Origin of the sequence: Pedobacter sp. AW31-3R (genome assembly GCF_052180285.1) — a bacterium.
Classification (GTDB): domain Bacteria; phylum Bacteroidota; class Bacteroidia; order Sphingobacteriales; family Sphingobacteriaceae; genus Pedobacter.
This window is the reverse complement of sequence record NZ_CP197475.1, coordinates 993,040-1,012,031: the sequence shown is the minus strand read 5'-3', so window position 1 is coordinate 1,012,031 and position 18,992 is coordinate 993,040. Positions and strand designations below refer to the sequence as shown.

The following is an 18,992-nucleotide window of genomic DNA, read 5'->3' as shown; positions in this document are numbered from 1 at the left end:
GATACTGGATTCATTACCATATAAAGAAAAAACACACTAATGAAGAAAAAATACCTTTTTATTCCGCTTTTATTAGCAGGTAATTTCAGCACAGGTTATGCACAGATAGGAGAGTTAGTCAATCTCAATAAGAATTATCAGACAGGACTGGAACTGCTGGATAATGAAAAATACGTAGCCGCCGCCCAGCAATTCAGGCTTGTAGAACAACAGCGACAGAAACCAGGTACACAGCAGGAGAGCAATTCCGAACTTTCCCTCCTTAAGGAAAATGCAAAGTTCTATGCTGCTGTATGTGCACTCGAACTGGGTAATGATGATGCAGAAAGTTTGTTCCAGAATTTCATCAAGGATCATCCGCTTAACCCAAATACAAAACTGGCCTTTTTCCATGTAGGGAAAGCCTATTTTGCCCAAAAGAATTATCAGAAAGCATTGGAATGGTTTGAAAAAACTGATCCTTCTACCCTTTCCAGAAAACAACGTACAGAATACCAGTTCAAACAGGCCTACTCCTATTTTGAGCTGAAAGATATCGTAAAGGCAGAGCCTTTATTCGAAGAGGTAAAAGATGTGGAAGGCCCTTTCCAGGAAAGCGCAACTTATTATTTTGCGTATATCAAATACCTGAATAAAGATTATAAAACTGCCTTAACCAATTTCGAAAAACTGAAAGGATCGCCGACTTATGAAGCCAGCTATCCTTATTACATCACTTCGATGTATTATCTTGATCAGCGTTATGATGACGTGATCAGTTATGCTATCCCTATCCTGAAAAGTACGAAACAACAGTTTGAAGCAGAAATGCTGAGCCTGATCGCAGCATCCTACTTTGCCAAGTCAGATTATAAAAACGCGGAGTTGTATTTCAGGGACTTCTATGCTAAAGACAAATCGACCACTAAAAATAACCTGTTTATCTACCAATATGGCTATTCCCTTTTCCAGCTGACGAAGTACAAGGAATCGGTGACCGTGCTGGAGCAGTTAACAGCAGATGATATCTACCTGCAAAGCGGTATGCATACCCTGGGCCGCTCGTTTATTAAACTGAATAATAAGGAAAAAGCAAGAAGTGCTTTCTTTAGGGCCTCACGCCTTGATTTTGACAAAACTATTCAGGAAGATGCCTGGATCAATTATGCAAGATTAAGTTATGAACTTGATTTTAATCAGCAGGCCCTGGAATCTACCCAGAATTTCCTGAAACAGTTTCCCCGGTCTAAAAAGATCAATGAAGCCAAGACTTTATTGGGAGAGATTCTCCTGACCAGTAAAAACTATCAGGCTGCAATTGATATCCTGGAACCTATTCAGGATAAATCTCCCGAAGCTGAAGAAGCTTACCAGAAAGTTACGTATTTCCGCGGACTGGAATTCTATAATGAACGCGCTTTCCCAAATGCCCTTTCTATGTTCCTTCGTTCCGGAAAGTTCCCGAATGATCCGGAAATCCATGCGTTAAGCACCTACTGGATGGCTGAATCCATGTATGAACTGCGCAAGTATGGTGAGGCCGTGAAGACTTTCGAGAAATTCCTCACTATGCCGGATGCCAATAAAACCAAAGTGTACAATTTCGCCAACTATGCACTTGCCTATGCTGCATTTGAAGATGAAAAGTATACCAAGGCCGCCAATTATTTTGAACGTTTCCTTGCCGGAAATGACAAAGACCAGAATACAGTGGTAGATGCGACCATCAGATTGGCAGACTCTTACTTTGTCAGCAAGAGCTATGGCAACTCCCTGACGTATTACAACAGGATCATCAGTAACAAATCTACCGGTGAGGATTATGCCCTGTTTCAGCGTGGAATGATCCAGGGACTGCAGGGACAGGATGATGCTAAAATTGCAACGATGCAAAGTTTACTGCAACAGTTCCCTACCTCAAACTATGCTGATGATGCTGGCTTTGAAACGGCTTATACTTACTTTAACAAAGGAGAACTTGATAAATCCAAAAATGACCTTACCGGTCTCCTTTCCAAATATCCAAACAGCAGTTATGTGCCAAGGGCACTCGTAACCATTGGCCTTGTTCAGTATAACCAGGACCAGGATGATGCCGCATTGACAAGCTTTAAGAAAGTCATTACGGACTATGCCAGTTCGGAAGAAGCCAAGCAGGCACTGGAATCCATCAAGAATATTTATGTTGACCGTGGTGATGCCAATGGGTTTATTGCCTATGCAAATACGACCCCTATCGGAAACTATACGGTAGCTGACCAGGATAATATCGTCTTCCAGGCTGCCAATAACAATTACCTTAAAGGTGATGCCCAGGCAACGGTAGAAAGTATAAATGCGTATTTTGATAAATTCCCTAAAGCCATACATGACAAGGAAGCTAAATTTATCAGGGCCGAGGCATTGGTAAAACTGAATCGTCCTGATGAGGCTGTGCCTGATTATGAATATATCCTGAATGACTGGACAAGTGACTATACAGAACGTTCACTGGTGAGTATTTCCAAGTTATTCTTAGCACAGAAGAAATATAATGAAGCGATCGTTTACCTGAAAAGATTGGAAACTACAGCGGATTATAAAGTGCATTACTCTTTCGCCATTACAAACCTGTTGAAAGCCTATACGGCCTTAAATGCGGCAGATGATATGCTTAAATATGTGGAGCTGACCAAGACTTCTGACAAGGCTTCCGAAGAGGATATCAATAGTGCCGACCTGTATGCAGGTAAAGCTTATTTACTGAAAGCGGATACGGCATCTGCAACGAAAGCCTTCACCAATGTAGTCAGTAAAACGAAGACCCTTGCTGCTGCCGAGGCGAAGTACGGCCTTGCTGAGCTTCAGTATGCAAAACGTGATTACAAGACCTCACAAAAGACTTGTTTTGATTTAATTAATAATATGGCCTCTTATGATTACTGGGTAGCTAAAGCATTTATTTTGCTATCGGATAATTATATCGCATTAAAGGATAAGCTGCAGGCGAAAAGTACCTTGCTGAGCATCATAGACAACTATGAAGGTAAGGACGAAATTGTTGCGACTGCCAAACAAAAATTAGAAAAAATTAAATAAGACAAAGCATCATGAAATTGAGCAAACTAATATATACGACGATCATCTTCCTTACCGCCGGTACCCTTAACATGAAGGCCCAGGACAAGAAGACTACTGATAAAAAGACCACAGAGACTAAAGCAGAAGATCAGAATAAAGCCGTTACTGAAGAGATTGAAGTCGTAAGGCCATATAAACCCATCCTGGCCGAAGCCGTAAAGCTGAGAAGAAGTCCGGATTTAAATGATGTTAAAACTTATAAAGCAAGGTTCAACTACAGTCTTACCGATAAAAAACTGCAATTGAATTCCGATATCGATAAACTGTATGCCCAGGAAGTTGCCGCTGAGAAACAACAGGAAATTATCAATAATTATGTAAAAGGTGCATTCGGTTCTGCCGGAACCATTCTTGGTGAAGCCTATATCAATATGGGACGCGATGAAGCCCTCCAGGCAGGGGGATATTTCAGACATTTTAGTCAGGATGGAAAACTGGAAGGACAAAAATATAACCAGCAGCAGCTGAGTGTTTTCGGAAGAAGTATAGGCGAAAAAGTGGTACTGAGTGGTCGCCTGAACTATGAAAGAAAAGGGTTTTATTTCTATGGCTATGACGAAGCAAACCCATTACGTAACCTGGATCCGCAACGCCAGGCTTTCAACTTTATTGAAGCCGAAGGCGAAATCGTTAACAAATACACAGAAGATGAAGATGCCTTCAGCTATGCTGCAAAAATTAATGGTTACATCTGGGGAGACCAATTCTCCGCAAAAGAGAACGCTGTAGTCATCAATGGATATGTGAATAAAAGAATAAGTCAGTTTAACCTCGGTTTAGCGGCCTCAGGAGAGTTCGGCAAGACGAAGGATGAGTTCACCACCATATCAAATAATTTATTCCGCTTAAACCCTTATATCCGTTTACAGACGAATGGTATTAAAATTACAGCAGGAATTAACTTCGTACAGGAAACAGCGACCTCCAGCAGCAGGTTATTTCCTGCGGTAACGGCCGACTTTACCCTGATTCCGGATTACCTGCAGATCTTTGCAGAAGTTAAAGGAGATGTCAACAGAACTTCAATGAAAGACCTGACTGATGAGAATCCATTCCTGAATAACAATATCACGATCAAAAACTCAGTGGAGAAATTAAGCTTCAGTGCAGGGATTAAAGGTACTGGCGGACCAGGATTTGGCTATAAAGCAAGGGTATACCGCAAGGAAATTGAAAACATGCCCCTCTTCGTTAATAATTTCACAGACTTCAATAAGTTCGATGTGATCTATGACTTCGGTAATATGAAGCTGTTGGGACTGGAAGGTGAAATCTCCGTTCAGGTAAGTGATCAGTTAAAATGGACGGGTAAACTGAACCTGGAAGATTATAAACCTGCTTCGGAGACTTACAGCTGGTTTAAACCACAGTTGCGTATCAGCTCTAACCTTGATTATAAAATCACAGATAAAATCGGCTTTAATGCCGCAGTAGCGATACAGGATGCCAGCAATGCGAAAATTTATACCGATGCACCGGCAAGCAACTATATTGTCCCTGACCCGGCTATTGAAAGGGTAGCCAATGTCAAAGGATTTGTGGATTTAGGTATTGGTGCAAGCTATAAAATCAACCATAAATTCTCTGCTTTTGCTAAAGCAAACAACCTGTTAAACACAAAATACAGCAGATACTTATATTATCCTGTAATTGGTGTGAATGTATTTGGTGGAATTAGCTATTCGTTCTAGACAATTCAAATTATAGTTGGTTGGTACGGAATTAAAATTTATTTTTACCAGAATGGATATCTTATCATACCTGTCAGAACTCGTTCAAACCCGTAAATTAATTGGTATTTCCGGTCTGGGAACAATCTGCAAAAAGAAGCTGCCGGGAAGGTATGATGTGGACACACATTCCTTCATACCTCCCAGCTATATTCTTGAGTTTACAGAAGAAATGAAGGAAGATATTTTGCTTCCGGAATTCATCAGTAAAAAAAGAAATGTTTCTGCAGAGACTGCCGCTTATTTTATCAATGAATTCAGTACTGGTGTCCAACAACAATTAAACGACCATCAGGAAGCGGACCTTGGTGTGCTGGGAAAATTAAAAAGAATTAACGATGCACTCGTTTTTGTACCTGCAGCAGGTCTGGAATATGGATTTGATTTTTATGGACTGCCAACTGTAAAAGCAGAAAGCGGGTACATTGCGCCGGCAGCAGAAACAACAGCGGAAAAAACAACAGCTGTAGAAACCATCGGTGACCCTGCCGAAACCACACCGGAAGATAATGCGTCCGTAATTCCAGCTATCACTCCGGAAACAGCACCTCAGCAAATCCAGGAATCAGAAGAAATGCTGACACAGGAAGAAAATACACAGGAAGAAGAACAGGAAAAACCGGTATCCTTTTCCACCTCCTCCGGCATACCTGCAGAAGAGATCACTATTGAATCTGTAACAGAAGAAAATCAGATCAGTGAAGAAAATCCCGGTACGGATTCAACTGAGTATGTTGCAGAAGAAAATTCTGCTGACACCACACATACCACTGCTGATCACACCAATACAACCGCTGAAACGACAGAGACTGAGGGTCAGCCTGTAACTGCTATTGGCAGCAACAAAGAAGCCAATCAGCTTTATGCTGAAATAGAAGCACTGAATACCTACCGTGCGAAATCTACCGACAGCAAAATATCTGTCACCGAACAGGAAGAAATTATCTGGAACCTGAAGGAACCGGTGAGTCCGGTCGAAGCTTCAGTGAATCAGTACCATACTTTGCCCGACGTACCTCCTGATCCTGAAGTAGAAAAAAGCAGTTCAGCAACCATCAAGGTACTGATCGGAATTGCTGTTTTACTCCTGCTCTGCGCCGCAGTCTACTTACTCAAACCTGATTTATTTAAAGGATCAAGCGGAAATGCGTCCAAACCGGCTCCCGTTACCGTACCTGATACCCGTACGCTGCCGGTAGTAACCGACTCCCTGGCAGTTCAGGATAGCAACAGCACCGATTCCCTTCCCAAGCCGGATGTGGCCGCTACCCGCCCTGCCCTACCCGATTCAACAGCATCGGCTATGCTTGCAGAAACGGATACCACCACAACCTTTGAAGTGATCGGAGCCGCTGTAGCCAACCAGAAAGAAGCAGATTATTTCATCTACCTGATGAAAAAAAGTGGGGTGACTGCCAAAATAATACAGCCTAAACCAGGCAATAAGAAACTAAAAATGAGTTTAGGAACGTTTAAAGATAAAGCGGAAGCCGACAAAGAGGTGGCACGACTCAAAAACAAATTAAAAATCCAAGGAATTTACACTTACAGAAACAAACAATAATATGATCACATTGCTACAGGTTGCTACAGATACAGTAAACCAATTAACTGATTCCGCTGGTGTTGCAAAAGCGGTTACTGCTGCACCTCCAGAATTACATTTTATCGACCTGCTTTTCAAAGGCGGATGGGTGATGATTCCACTTGCCCTGCTTGCTTTTGCGGGCCTGGTTATATTTGTTGAGCGCTACATCACTATTCGTAAAGCATCGAAATCAGAGTCTAACCTGATGCTTCAGATCAAACAATATATTCATGACGGAAGATTGGAGAATGCAATTGCTTTATGCAGAAATACAAACTCTCCATTGGGCCGTATGCTGGAAAAAGGATTGAGACGTATCGGTCGCCCGATTAAAGATATTGAAGCCGCTATTGAAAACGTAGGAAAACATGAAGTATCCAAACTGGAGAAAAATATCAGTATATTAGGTATTGTTGCAGGTATTGCACCCATGTTAGGTTTCGTAGGAACGATCATTGGGGTCATCACGATTTTCCATGATGTGTCTATTAAAGGTGCCATTGAAATCGGTACCATCTCCGGTGGTTTATATACGAAAATGATCACCTCTGCCACAGGACTGATTGTTGGTATTATGGCGTACGTTTTGTACCATGTGTTAAATGCAATGGTAGAGCGTATCATCTTAAGAATGGAAACAGATGCATTAGAGTTTATTGATCTATTAGAAGAACCAGGTAAATAATGAACCTACGCAAAAGAAATAAAGGAACTGTTGAAGTACATACTTCGGCATTGAATGATATCATGTTTTTCCTGATGCTGTTTTTCCTCCTTGCTTCGGCAGTAGTAAATCCGCAGGTGGTCAAACTGTTATTGCCAAGGTCTGAATCTGGTCAGCAGTCAAATGCACAGAAAACGGTTACCGTATCCATTGATGAAAACCTGAAATACTTTGTGGAGAAGCAACAGGTAACATTGGAAACCATGAAGGCAAGTATAGAAACCTATCAGCGTTCATCACCAGATTTAACACTGGTATTGTATGTTGCCCGTGGCGTTTCGATAGAAAATACAATGGCCGTATTTGATGTGGCAAACCAACTGAAATTAAAAGTTGTTTTAGCGGTAGAACCTAAAAAATAATGACGTACAATAAAGAAGAAAATAACTATCCTAAAGCATTGGCAATATCAACGGCCATCATGGTAGTTTTTATTGCTTTAAGCTTTTTCATTGCCATAGGCTCCTTCGAGCCTGTTGAGGAATTTGGTACGGGCGGTATGGTCGTGAACTACGGTACTTCAGTAGAAGGCATGGGAACCGACTATACCAGTATTGAAGAGCCTTCAGCCGATCCCAACGCCAACCAGCAGGCACCGGACAAAGTTGTGCCCGATCAGCAGGTGACCACAGAAAAATCCAGTCAGAGCACAGACAAGGAAATCGTTACCCAAACGACAGAAGAAGCCGTCAGTATTGCCACAAAAAAGACAACCAGTAAAGCTGCTCCCAGCACATCAACGGTAGATAAACCTGCTAAGGAACCTACCATCAACCAGAATGCCCTTTATAAAGGCAAGAAAAATAACGGGACAGGTGGAGGAGATGGTACGGGTTCTACGCCTGGAAACCAGGGTTCCGTAAACGGAGATCCCCTGGCCAACAACTATGGTGAAGGAGGCTCAGGTTTTGGGAACAATCCGATCGCTTTAAGACGCTTTACCAATCTTGTTACCCCACAGGATGACGGACAGAAAACCGGTAAAATAGCCGTCAGGATCACCATCAATAAACAAGGAATTGTAGTCAATGCCGTTCCGGGAGTCAAAGGAACCACCCTGCAGGATCTTGATCTCTGGGCAAAATGCAAAACGGCTGTGATGGGGGCAAGATTAAACCAATCAGACTCTGCACCAGATATGCAGGTAGGGGTAGTTGTTTTCAATTTTAAAGTGAAATAAACTTTCCTTTATTACTTTTGTAGTCTTATTCGATTTATCAATGAACTACACAGAAACTCTGGATTATCTGTACAGCAGACTTCCAATGTTTACCCGTATTGGTGCAGCAGCAATTAAGAAAGACCTCGATAATACCCTCCTGCTGTGTGAACACCTCGGTAATCCACAGCACAAATTCAAAACAATCCACATTGGTGGGACTAATGGAAAAGGTTCCACCTCCCACATGCTGGCCGCAATTCTGCAGGAGGCAGGTTATAAAACAGGCTTATACACTTCTCCGCATCTCAAAGACTTCAGGGAAAGGATTAGAATAAATGGCCAGATGGTTCCGGAGTCTTTTGTCACTGATTTTGTGGCGGAAGAGAAAGAAGAAATCGAGCACATCAGCCCCTCTTTTTTTGAAGTTACCGTAGCCATGGCATTCGATTACTTTGCCAAAGAGAAAGTCGACATTGCCGTCATAGAAGTGGGTCTGGGTGGCCGTCTCGATTCGACCAATATCATCACTCCGGAACTCTCAGTCATCACCAATATCAGCCTTGACCATACCAACCTGCTCGGTACCACACTTCCGGCCATAGCTTATGAAAAAGCAGGTATTATTAAACCGCAGATCCCTGTAGTGATTGGGGAGAGACAGGCAGATACCGCGCAGGTATTCCTTGATAAAGCTGCAGAGACAGCCAGTGACCTGATTTTTGCGAGCGATCAGCTCCAGGTAGCAGATACCCACAAAAAAGATGGCTTCTTATATACTTCAGTATTCCAAGATAAATCCTGTTTATATAAAGATATAAAGCTGGATCTTTCCGGCACTTATCAGCTGAAAAATGTAATTACAGTTTTACAGTCCGTACACAGCCTCAGGAAATCAGGTTTTACGATCCCTGATGAAGCGCTATTCCGCGCACTTGAAAATACCAAACAGATTACGGGACTCAGGGGGCGATGGGACATCCTGGACAATCAGCCCCTGGTAATTTGCGATACCGGACACAACATTGCGGGCATCACGGAAGTACTGGAAAACATTCATGCTACCCCCCATCAACATCTTCATGTAGTGATCGGTATGCTTAAAGATAAAGACATCAGCAGTGTACTGGCATTACTTCCGAAAGAGGCCACTTATTATTTCTGTCAACCTTCCCTGGAACGGGCGATGCCTGCTCTGGAACTGGCCAGGCAAGCTGAAGCATTTGGTCTGAAGGGTGAAGTATTTGAAAATGTTACACAGGCCTTAACTGCGGCAAAAAGCACTGCAAATAAGGACGATATGATTTTCATTGGCGGCAGTACTTTTGTAGTTGCCGAGGTTCTTTAAATCTTTCTTCTAACTTTACAGCGCTTAACAAAAAATAACACAGTATAATGAAACCATCATAAGCCTACCGCTTACAAACCGCAATGAATAGGCACTTGATAGCTTCATAACCTTTAAAAAACAATAATATTCTGATGAAAAAATCCTTTATGCTGTTTGTTGCCCTTGGCTGTTTTGCCGGAGTAAGCCATGCACAAACAAAATCTAAAAACCCTACCGCTGCGAAGGTACTTCCTGCAACAGTAGACCGTCCCAAACTGGTGGTTGGACTAGTTGTAGACCAAATGCGCTGGGATTATTTATACCGCTACTACAACAGGTATGTAAACGGAGGCCTGAAACGCCTGGTGAATGAGGGCTTCTCCGCAGAAAACACTTTCATTCCTTACACGCCTACTTACACTGCATGTGGACATAGCAGTATTTATACAGGCTCTGTACCTGCCATTACGGGAATTATCGGAAACGACTGGTACGATCCAAAACTCAAAAGAGAGATGTATTGTGCAGAAGATACTACCGTAAGTACAGTGGGTTCAAACACCGTAGCCGGATTAATGTCGCCCAGGAACATGCTGACCAGTACCATTACAGATGAACTGCGTCTCGCTACAAATTTTCAGGGTAAGGTAATCGGTATTTCCTTAAAAGACCGCGGTTCTATCCTTCCTGCCGGACATGCTGCAAATGCGGCTTACTGGTACGACGGACAAACCGGTGACTGGATCACCAGTACTTTTTACATGAAAGAGTTACCGTCATGGCTGCAAAAATACAACAAGACAAAACTTGCGGATCAGTATTATGATAAAAACTGGAACACACTCTATCCTATAGAAACCTATACACAGAGTACAGCAGATAACAAAGACTATGAAGGCAAAGTCAGAGGTGAACAAAGCCCAACTTTCCCCCATCCGCTCAAATTATATGCAAAGAAGAATTATGATATGATCAGAAGTACTCCGTATGGAAATACGATGACGCTTGATCTGGCTAAACTGGCCATTGCCTCAGAAAACCTGGGTAAAGACGATATCACCGACTTCCTTGCTGTGAGCTGTTCATCAACCGACTATGTAGGCCACCAGTACGGTCCGAATTCTGTAGAGGCTGAAGACACTTTTCTTCGTCTGGACAAAGACATGGAAGATTTCTTCAATTACCTGGACAAAACTGTAGGAAAAGGAAACTACCTGTTGTTCCTTTCAGCAGATCATGGTGCAGCACACGTTCCTGGATTTATGCAGGAAAACAGGCTGCCTGCAGGGCTGTTTGATTCGAAAACGATGGTAACTGATCTCAACACCTATCTGGAAAGTAAATTCAGGATCAAGAAACCGGTATTAATGGCTGTCAATAACGAGATCATCTATGATAAAACAAACAAGGATTTTGCCGAGCTGGACTTCAGTGCCCTGAAATCAGCCACAGTAGAATTCCTTAGGACAGTAAATGGTGTAGTTGATGCGGTAGACCTGAGCAAAATAGCAGGAAGTACATTACCAGAACCGATGAAAACGATGATCACCAATGGATATTTTCCAAAACGCAGTGGTGATATCTACTTCAACCTGGAACCAAACTGGTTCTCCGGTGGAAAGACAGGGACTACCCACGGTGCCTGGAACCCATATGATTCACATATCCCGCTGGTCTTTATGGGCTGGCATGTAAAACCGGGTAAAACGAATAAAACCCACCACATGACAGATATTGCAGCTACATTGGCCGCAATGCTTCGTATCCAGATGCCTAATGGCTGCATTGGTGAACCCATTACAGAACTTACACATCAATACCCTGGTCTGTAATTACTTAATAGGTTAAAATATATAAAAAATGGCTGCTCATGAAGAATGATGCAGCCATTTTTTATATAAACTTATCCCTTCATATATACTTATCCCTACCGATAAACACAAAACCAAGTCCTGATCAGTTTTTGTTATCTTTGAATACCAAATATAATTTATTCATGGAGCAAATTAAACCTTATACCTCAAAGCATAAGATCCGTTTTGTTACTGCTGCAGCCCTGTTTGACGGACATGATGCCACCATCAATATCATGCGCAGAATCCTGCAATCTACCGGTGCAGAAGTGATTCACCTTGGCCACAACCGTTCAGTTGAGGAAGTTGTCAACTGCGCCATACAGGAAGATGTACAGGGTATAGCGATGACCTCCTATCAGGGCGGACATATCGAATACTTTAAATATATGTATGATTTGCTACAGGAAAAAGGAGCCGGTCATATCAAAATATTTGCTGGTGGAGGCGGAGTAATCTTACCTTCGGAAATAAAAGAACTGCATGCTTATGGAATAACCAGAATATACTCCCCGGATGACGGACGCAAAATGGGGCTTCAGGGCATGATTAATGATATGCTTGAACAAACTGACTATGCTCCCCCTCATGAATTGGCCACAGCGCTTAAAAACATCCCTGACAAAGAAATAAAAAGTATAGCCGCTGCCATTACTCTTGCGGAAAATGATCCTGATACTGCCCAGCCCTGGGTAAATAAATTAAAAAGTACAGCCCGGCTTAAGTCCATTCCGGTACTCGGCATTACCGGTACCGGAGGTTCAGGAAAATCCTCTCTTGTGGATGAGCTGGTCAGGCGCTTTCTCCATGAGATAGCTGATCAAACCCTGGCGATTATTTCTGTAGATCCTTCCAGGAGAAAATCGGGAGGAGCATTACTTGGGGACAGGATCAGGATGAATGCCATCAACAACCCGCGGGTGTACATGCGTTCGCTCGCGACGAGGCAGGCCAATCTGGCGCTATCAAAAAATATCCGTGAAAGTATAGATATCTGCAAAGCTGCCGGTTATGATCTCATCATTGTAGAAACCTCCGGTATAGGCCAGTCGGATACCGAAATTACTGAACATTGTGATGTTTCACTGTACGTCATGACCCCTGAATTTGGTGCCGCCACCCAGCTGGAAAAGATCGATATGCTCGATTTTGCAGATCTCGTTGCCATCAACAAATTTGACAAACGGGGAGCCCGGGATGCCCTGCGTGACGTGGTCAAACAATACAAGAGAAACCATAACCTCTTTGATGCCAAAGACAGTGACATCCCCGTTTTCGGCACAATAGCCTCACAATTTAACGATCCAGGGATGAATAGGCTGTTTGCGGCCCTTATGCAGCACATCATGCATAAAACAGGTGTAAGCTTCAGTACTCAGATTCCAATTCCTGCAGAACAGTCTGAAAAGAGCTACATTATCCCAGCCGACAGGAGCAGATACCTGGCAGAAATTGTTGCATCCAGCCATAATTATAAGGAATGGGTAAATCAGCAGGCTGCCCTGGCAAGCACCTTATACCAGTTAAACGGAGTCATTCAGTTGTGCAGCCAGCCAGAAACCATAGCCAACCTGAAAGACCTTTATACCCATCAGGAGGAGCAACTAGACCGGAACTGTCTGCGCTTAATCAAAGAATGGCCAGCTACCCTAAAAAAATATCAACAGGAATATCTCAGCTACCGGATAAGGGGTAAAGAAATAAAACAAGCTTTATCTGAGCAATCCCTGTCACAATTAAAGATTCCAAAAGTATCCCTTCCGGGATATCAGGACTGGGGTGACCTGCTCAAATGGCAGCTGACGGAAAACGTACCGGGAGAATTCCCCTATGCAGCGGGCGTATTTCCATTAAAGCGTGAGGGTGAAGATCCCACAAGGATGTTTGCTGGTGAAGGTGGTCCGGAACGGACGAACAAAAGATTCCATTACGTATCTCTGGGCCAAACGGCGCAACGCTTATCTACTGCTTTTGATTCGGTCACCTTATATGGCGAGAATCCCCATATCCGTCCGGATATCTATGGCAAAATAGGAAACTCAGGCGTAAGTATTGCCACGCTGGACGATGCCAAGATACTCTATTCGGGTTTCGACCTTTGTGCAGCAAGCACATCGGTATCCATGACCATCAACGGGCCTGCTCCCATGCTATTGGGATTTTTTATGAATGCTGCTATAGATCAGCAATGTGAAAAATACATCAGCGCACATCACCTTGCCGATGAGATCAACAAAAAGATTGACCACATCTATAAACTTAAACATCAGCCAAGGCCAGTCTACAAGGGTACACTTCCTCCAGGAAATAACGGTTTAGGCTTGTTACTCCTCGGGGTTACCGGTGACCAGGTACTTCCTCCAGACATTTATGCCAGGATACGTGCCCAGGCCATCAGCACGGTAAGGGGTACCGTGCAGGCAGATATCCTCAAAGAAGACCAGGCACAAAACACCTGTATCTTCTCCACTGAATTTGCTTTACGGATGATGGGTGATATACAGCAGTATTTCATCGACCATAAAGTGCATAATTTCTATTCCGTATCTATCTCTGGCTATCATATTGCAGAGGCTGGAGCAAATCCCATTTCTCAGCTGGCCTTCACCCTGAGCAATGGATTCACCTATGTAGAATACTACCTGAGCAGGGGCATGCACATCGACGACTTTGCCCCTAACCTTTCCTTCTATTTCTCCAATGGTACGGATCCGGAATATGCCGTGATCGGGCGTGTGGCCAGAAGGATATGGGCTAAAGCCATCAAAAACAAGTACAAAGGCAATGAACGTTCACAGAAACTGAAATATCATATCCAGACCTCCGGACGCTCCCTGCATGCACAGGAAATAGATTTCAATGATATCAGGACGACATTACAAGCGTTATACGCTATATATGACAACTGCAATTCCCTGCATACCAATGCGTACGATGAGGCCATCACTACACCAACAGAAGAATCCGTACGCCGGGCAATGGCGATACAGCTCATCATCAACCAGGAACTGGGGCTGGCGAAAAATGAAAATCCTTTGCAGGGTGCCTTCATTATCGAAGACCTTACAGACCTCGTGGAAGAAGCAGTACTGGAGGAATTCAAAAGAATCAATGACCGGGGCGGAGTGCTGGGCGCTATGGAAACCATGTACCAGCGCGGTAAAATTCAGGAAGAGAGTCTTTATTATGAAACCTTAAAACACAGTGGGGAATATCCTATCGTAGGCGTAAACACCTTCCTTAACAAAAAAGGATCGCCAACAATAATACCAGCTCAGGTCATCAGGGCTACAGCAGAAGAAAAGTTAAACCAGATCGCCACCTTATCGGCCTTCCACAAAAAAAATGAAGACGTAACCGCTGATGCCCTGAAATACTTGCAACACATTGCAAGTACAGGCGGCAATATTTTTGATGCCCTGATGGAAGCCTGCAAAGTATGTTCACTGGGACAGATCACAAATGCACTTTATGAAGTAGGAGGACAATACAGAAGAAATGTATAAAAAAGGAAAAGGTATATCATTAATGGTGTATCATTAATGAAAGTTATCTTCATAGCACAAAATATCGAAAATGCTACTGTAAGAAAAGGAGGAAAAACGACAAGAAAAAGGCCGATCATGATGATCAGCCTTTCCTTAAAAAATCAGTAAAATTCAGCGCTTAAGCGTGAATCCAGCTGAACTTATAATCCATTGTAGGGTTTTTCATTCTTTCAGCAACGCGCAACAATCTGCTTGGGAGTGCCATAATATAATCACGCGCTTTTTCGCCAGCCTCATTCAGGTCGCGCATACTTTCCAGTTTCCACTCTTCAATCAGCTGCTGCATGATCTCCACATAATCAACCGCAGTGTAAACACCTAAACGTTGCGCAGCATCTGTGAAATGACCAAAAGTCTGTCCCATTTTCAATCCCATTTCCCTCAGGAAATGAGCTGGCATCACAATCTTTTTCCGCATCATGTCTTCAAAAGCAACCATCGCTTCATTTGCATCCACCTCAAAGATTTTACTCATAAAATCTTTATATGCCTTGGCATGTCTGGCTTCATCAGAAGCAATCATTCCACACATTTTAGAAAGCAGTGGATCACCATCCTTTTTAGCTAAAGAAGCAACGCGACGGTGAGATATATTAGTGGCCAGTTCCTGGAAACTTGTATAAATAAAGTTACGGTAAGGGTCATGACCTGTACCAATGTCAAATCCATCGGCAATCAGATACTGGGTTGAAATCTCCATTTGTCGCATATCTACACGACCAGATAAATAAAGATATTTATTCAACAGATCTCCGTGCCTGTTTTCTTCTGCAGTCCAGTGCCTGTTCCATCTCATCCAGCCACCTTCTTCACTACGGCTCACCCCTTCAACCATGCTTAACCACGATTCATAGGTAGGTAAAGCCTCTTCAGTAATTGTATCACCAATTAATACAGCAACCAGATCGTAAGACAGGCCTGAAGCCGATTCACGCAAGGAGTGAATATCCTCAAAAAAAGTATCACTGGTAGAAACAGGCAAAAAATCAGTAGGTTGCCAATTCGTATCAATCGGTTTCAAGTAAGTACCCATCATCTCAAGCATATACTGCTCAACATGAAGCATTACTTCCCTTCTTTTTTCTGCAAAAAAATTCATTGTATTTGTGTGTGTATTTAGTTTAGTTTCAAAGATAACCAAAAAAACTTCAAAAAGGTTTTTTGTCCCAATTAATAAGCTGGCAGAATGGTAACAAGGCTGTTTTGAAGCATACACAAATTAAGTCGGAACAGCCGGGCGAAGGGCAAAAAAGTCAGGGAGAAGCGAATGTAGTGAGCGGGCTGGATTTGAAGACCTGGTGGTTTGCGGTGGTTGCTTGGTCCAATATCCGAGTATCCCATTAGCCTTATAGAAATTTGCGTGTGTATAAGATTCTGATCCGCTGCCTCGCCTTAGACAAATATACCCTGCTAGAACCTGCAGGTATTTTGAGCGCCTTGCTGATTTCTTCATGACTATATCCTTCTATCTCATGCATCTTAAAAACAGTACGTTGGTTATCGGGTAAATAATCGAACAACATAGACATATCTTTCACATGAAGTCTATCCTGAATATCGATTGATAAACTGATTAAATTTTCATTCAAATCACCGAAAATTAATGGCACTTCTTTTACCCGCAATCGATCTATTGCAGTATGTACAGCTATTTTAACCAACCATGCTCTGAAAGTTTTACCAAAGTCTTTTCGTTCCCCCTTAAAAACGAATTTCTCTATCCTGTTGAATGCTTTTAAAAAACCATCATTTACTACTTCTTTTGCAATTTCCTTATCATCAATATAACTTTTCACCACCCCAAAAAGGTAGTTAAAGTAATATTTATAAATCTTTTCTTTTATGCGTTCGCCAAAAACCGGAAAACAAACAATCATCTCTTCTAATATTAAATCTTCTTTATTCACTACGCGAATGGTTTCTTAAGAAGAACAAATGACTAATCATGAATTTAAAACGATTGATTTTTCAAAAACGCTACATAATATTAATTTATTTTATTAAATATTTCTTTAACGATGGAATCATTTTATGCGTTTAGATCAATAAACCCATAAAAGTTACAATTACGATGTATAATTTTCACAAAGACAGGTTCGAATATTTTCAAACTCAAATCAAAAACACTGAAAAATATGTTATACCCTTCATCGAAGAGTCGGGGGTTAGCATCAAAAAAGGGACAAAAGTTTTAGAAATCGGATCAGCTGAAGGAGGAGTGCTAAAGGCATTTGTAAATAAAGGCTGCGAAGGAACAGGAGTAGAACTTGACAACTTGCGGGTACTTCAGTCGAACGACTATTTAAAGAAAGATATCAATGCAGGAACCATCGTCATTTATAATAAGAACATATACGATCCTCTTTTCAAAAATGAATTTGCGGGAAAATTTAATCTTATCATCCTAAAAGACGTCATAGAACATATACACGAGCAAGAAAAATTAATTTCCGTACTGCACTCTTACTTAACAGAAGACGGTTATATATTTTTTGGTTTTCCACCCTGGAGAATGCCCTTTGGCGGACACCAGCAGGTCTGCAAGAATAAATTTTTGTCTAGATTACCATGGATACATTTATTACCAAATTTTATTTACAAAAACATCCTTCTCTCCTTCGGTGAAGATCCTACATTCTTTATGGAGACTAAGGAAACCAGAATTTCTATAGCAAGGTTTGAAAAGATAGTCCATCGTGAGGGATTTTGTATAGCGGCTGAAAAACATTTCCTTATCAATCCCATTTATGAATATAAATTTAAAATGAGGCCAAGAGAACAGTTTAAAATGATAAAATCAATCCCTCATTTAAGAGATTTTTTGACTACATGTGTCTACTATCTTATCAAAAACAAGAATTAAAAACAGCACTTATCTGCTATCCGGTTTATACGATCAGATATGGGGACAAATAGGAAAAAATATTCTTGTAGCATTTAGGAATCTTATTACGTTTTTATTTGTAAGTAAACGCCGGTCATAACCGATCATCATTAAATTAACCATCATCAAGAAAATATGAAAGCATTTTATCTATTAGTCTTATTATCGCTGGCCGGTTGTGAGCAAAAAGAAATTGTCGCTCAGGACAATGCTGAAAAAATCGAATTCAAAACCCTGTCACTGGACAACACGTCTTATAGACTGAAAAGCAATCCTGATAAAACATCAGAAACATTCATTATCAAAACCCCGGAAGAGTTTGGAAAACATTTTGAACAGTACGGCACCACAAGCTCGATTGATCTGGATAATTACTTCGTGTTAGCTGGGTATACAGTTATCAGCTCTTGTGCGAAATTAAGAGACCAACACCTTGAAGCCACTGAAAAAAAACTTATCTACCATGTTAATATTGAGCGGTTGGCATGTTCAATAATAGACACGGTAACATACGCAGTTCTAATCCCGAACGCTCAATCTGGTAAACTGATAGACTTCGATGTTAAGATGGCAAACTAGGGCTTCGATAATTCAAGAAAGGCGTCCCGATTCTCCGGGCACCCTATATACTAATTTCTTACTATTCATTTATTACTCAGATAAAGGGATAAGCAATTGAAAGAGAAAACCTTTTCCATTGTTAGTGTTGATACGAACAGCCTGCTGTATCTATCAGCAATGCACAGGTACAAAACCCCTGTAAACAAGAAAAGCCTCTCAGTTTCCTGAAAGGCTCTCTTTAAGATTTGGCACCGACCTACTCTCCCACGTGTTACCGCAGTACCATCGGCTCTGGTGGGCTTAACTTCTCTGTTCGGAATGGGAAGAGGTGGACACCACCGATATAGGCACCTAAATGTCTTTACCGTACAGCTTTTACGCTGTGCTTTTGTTTTTATGCTCGCACATACAATATGTTAAATATGTTTTAGATTCGGATGATCCCTTTCGGAATCTTCCTGCTCTCAAACAATGACATGTTATTGAAAGAAGTTAGTGTGAAGAACAAACAACAGT

13 protein-coding genes and 1 rRNA gene are annotated in these 18,992 nt (G+C 42.0%); 11 read left to right on the top strand and 3 right to left on the bottom strand.

Annotation, left to right across the window (positions count from 1 at the left end):
• Positions 1 to 39 precede the first annotated feature (39 nt).
• The 9 genes from ACSBL2_RS04240 (at position 40) to ACSBL2_RS04200 (ending at position 14,989) form a co-directional block, all read left to right on the top strand.
• Positions 40 to 3,057, top strand: coding sequence for a tetratricopeptide repeat protein (locus tag ACSBL2_RS04240; protein WP_442590420.1), 3,018 nt, complete (start codon positions 40 to 42; stop codon positions 3,055 to 3,057).
• 11 nt (positions 3,058 to 3,068) lie between these two features.
• Entirely contained in the window at positions 3,069 to 4,790 is a 1,722-nt protein-coding gene (locus ACSBL2_RS04235; protein ID WP_442590419.1) for a hypothetical protein, read from the top strand.
• A 52-nt stretch (positions 4,791 to 4,842) separates the two neighbouring features.
• Complete coding sequence (locus tag ACSBL2_RS04230) at positions 4,843 to 6,393, top strand: SPOR domain-containing protein (RefSeq protein ID WP_442590418.1); 1,551 nt, start codon at positions 4,843 to 4,845, stop codon at positions 6,391 to 6,393.
• A gap of 1 nt (position 6,394) precedes the next feature.
• Positions 6,395 to 7,102: a MotA/TolQ/ExbB proton channel family protein gene (locus tag ACSBL2_RS04225; protein ID WP_442590417.1), complete on the top strand. Its 708-nt coding sequence runs from the start codon at positions 6,395 to 6,397 to the stop codon at positions 7,100 to 7,102.
• A complete protein-coding gene (locus ACSBL2_RS04220) occupies positions 7,102 to 7,503 on the top strand; it encodes an ExbD/TolR family protein (RefSeq protein WP_442590416.1) in 402 nt (133 codons plus the stop codon). Before ACSBL2_RS04225 ends, ACSBL2_RS04220 begins: the two co-directional genes overlap by 1 nt.
• Positions 7,503 to 8,321, top strand: coding sequence for an energy transducer TonB (locus ACSBL2_RS04215; RefSeq protein WP_442590415.1), 819 nt, complete (start codon positions 7,503 to 7,505; stop codon positions 8,319 to 8,321). Before ACSBL2_RS04220 ends, ACSBL2_RS04215 begins: the two co-directional genes overlap by 1 nt.
• Positions 8,322 to 8,361: 40 nt before the next feature.
• Positions 8,362 to 9,648, top strand: a complete 1,287-nt coding sequence (locus ACSBL2_RS04210; RefSeq protein ID WP_442590414.1) for a bifunctional folylpolyglutamate synthase/dihydrofolate synthase — start codon at positions 8,362 to 8,364, stop codon at positions 9,646 to 9,648.
• A gap of 134 nt (positions 9,649 to 9,782) precedes the next feature.
• Positions 9,783 to 11,462 carry an alkaline phosphatase PafA gene (gene pafA, locus ACSBL2_RS04205; protein ID WP_442590413.1) on the top strand — a complete coding sequence of 560 codons (1,680 nt, stop codon included), beginning with the start codon at positions 9,783 to 9,785 and terminating at the stop codon, positions 11,460 to 11,462.
• A 164-nt stretch (positions 11,463 to 11,626) separates the two neighbouring features.
• Complete coding sequence (locus ACSBL2_RS04200) at positions 11,627 to 14,989, top strand: methylmalonyl-CoA mutase family protein (protein WP_442590412.1); 3,363 nt, start codon at positions 11,627 to 11,629, stop codon at positions 14,987 to 14,989.
• Between the two features lie 160 nt (positions 14,990 to 15,149).
• Here the strand turns inward: ACSBL2_RS04200 and ACSBL2_RS04195 are convergent, their stop codons facing one another.
• Complete coding sequence (locus tag ACSBL2_RS04195) at positions 15,150 to 16,130, bottom strand: acyl-ACP desaturase (RefSeq protein ID WP_442590411.1); 981 nt, start codon at positions 16,128 to 16,130, stop codon at positions 15,150 to 15,152.
• A gap of 247 nt (positions 16,131 to 16,377) precedes the next feature.
• Positions 16,378 to 16,938: an RNA polymerase sigma factor gene (locus ACSBL2_RS04190; RefSeq protein WP_442590410.1), complete on the bottom strand. Its 561-nt coding sequence runs from the start codon at positions 16,936 to 16,938 to the stop codon at positions 16,378 to 16,380.
• 164 nt (positions 16,939 to 17,102) lie between these two features.
• On the opposite strand from ACSBL2_RS04190, the gene ACSBL2_RS04185 reads away from it, so the two are divergent.
• Together ACSBL2_RS04185 and ACSBL2_RS04180 are read left to right on the top strand one after the other, a co-directional pair.
• A complete protein-coding gene (locus ACSBL2_RS04185) occupies positions 17,103 to 17,894 on the top strand; it encodes a class I SAM-dependent methyltransferase (protein ID WP_442590409.1) in 792 nt (263 codons plus the stop codon).
• Positions 17,895 to 18,050: 156 nt separating this feature from the next.
• Positions 18,051 to 18,494, top strand: a complete 444-nt coding sequence (locus ACSBL2_RS04180; RefSeq protein WP_442590408.1) for a hypothetical protein — start codon at positions 18,051 to 18,053, stop codon at positions 18,492 to 18,494.
• Positions 18,495 to 18,719: 225 nt separating this feature from the next.
• On the opposite strand, the gene rrf is transcribed toward ACSBL2_RS04180, so the two are convergent.
• A 5S ribosomal RNA gene (gene rrf, locus ACSBL2_RS04175) occupies positions 18,720 to 18,831 on the bottom strand.
• Positions 18,832 to 18,992 lie beyond the last annotated feature (161 nt).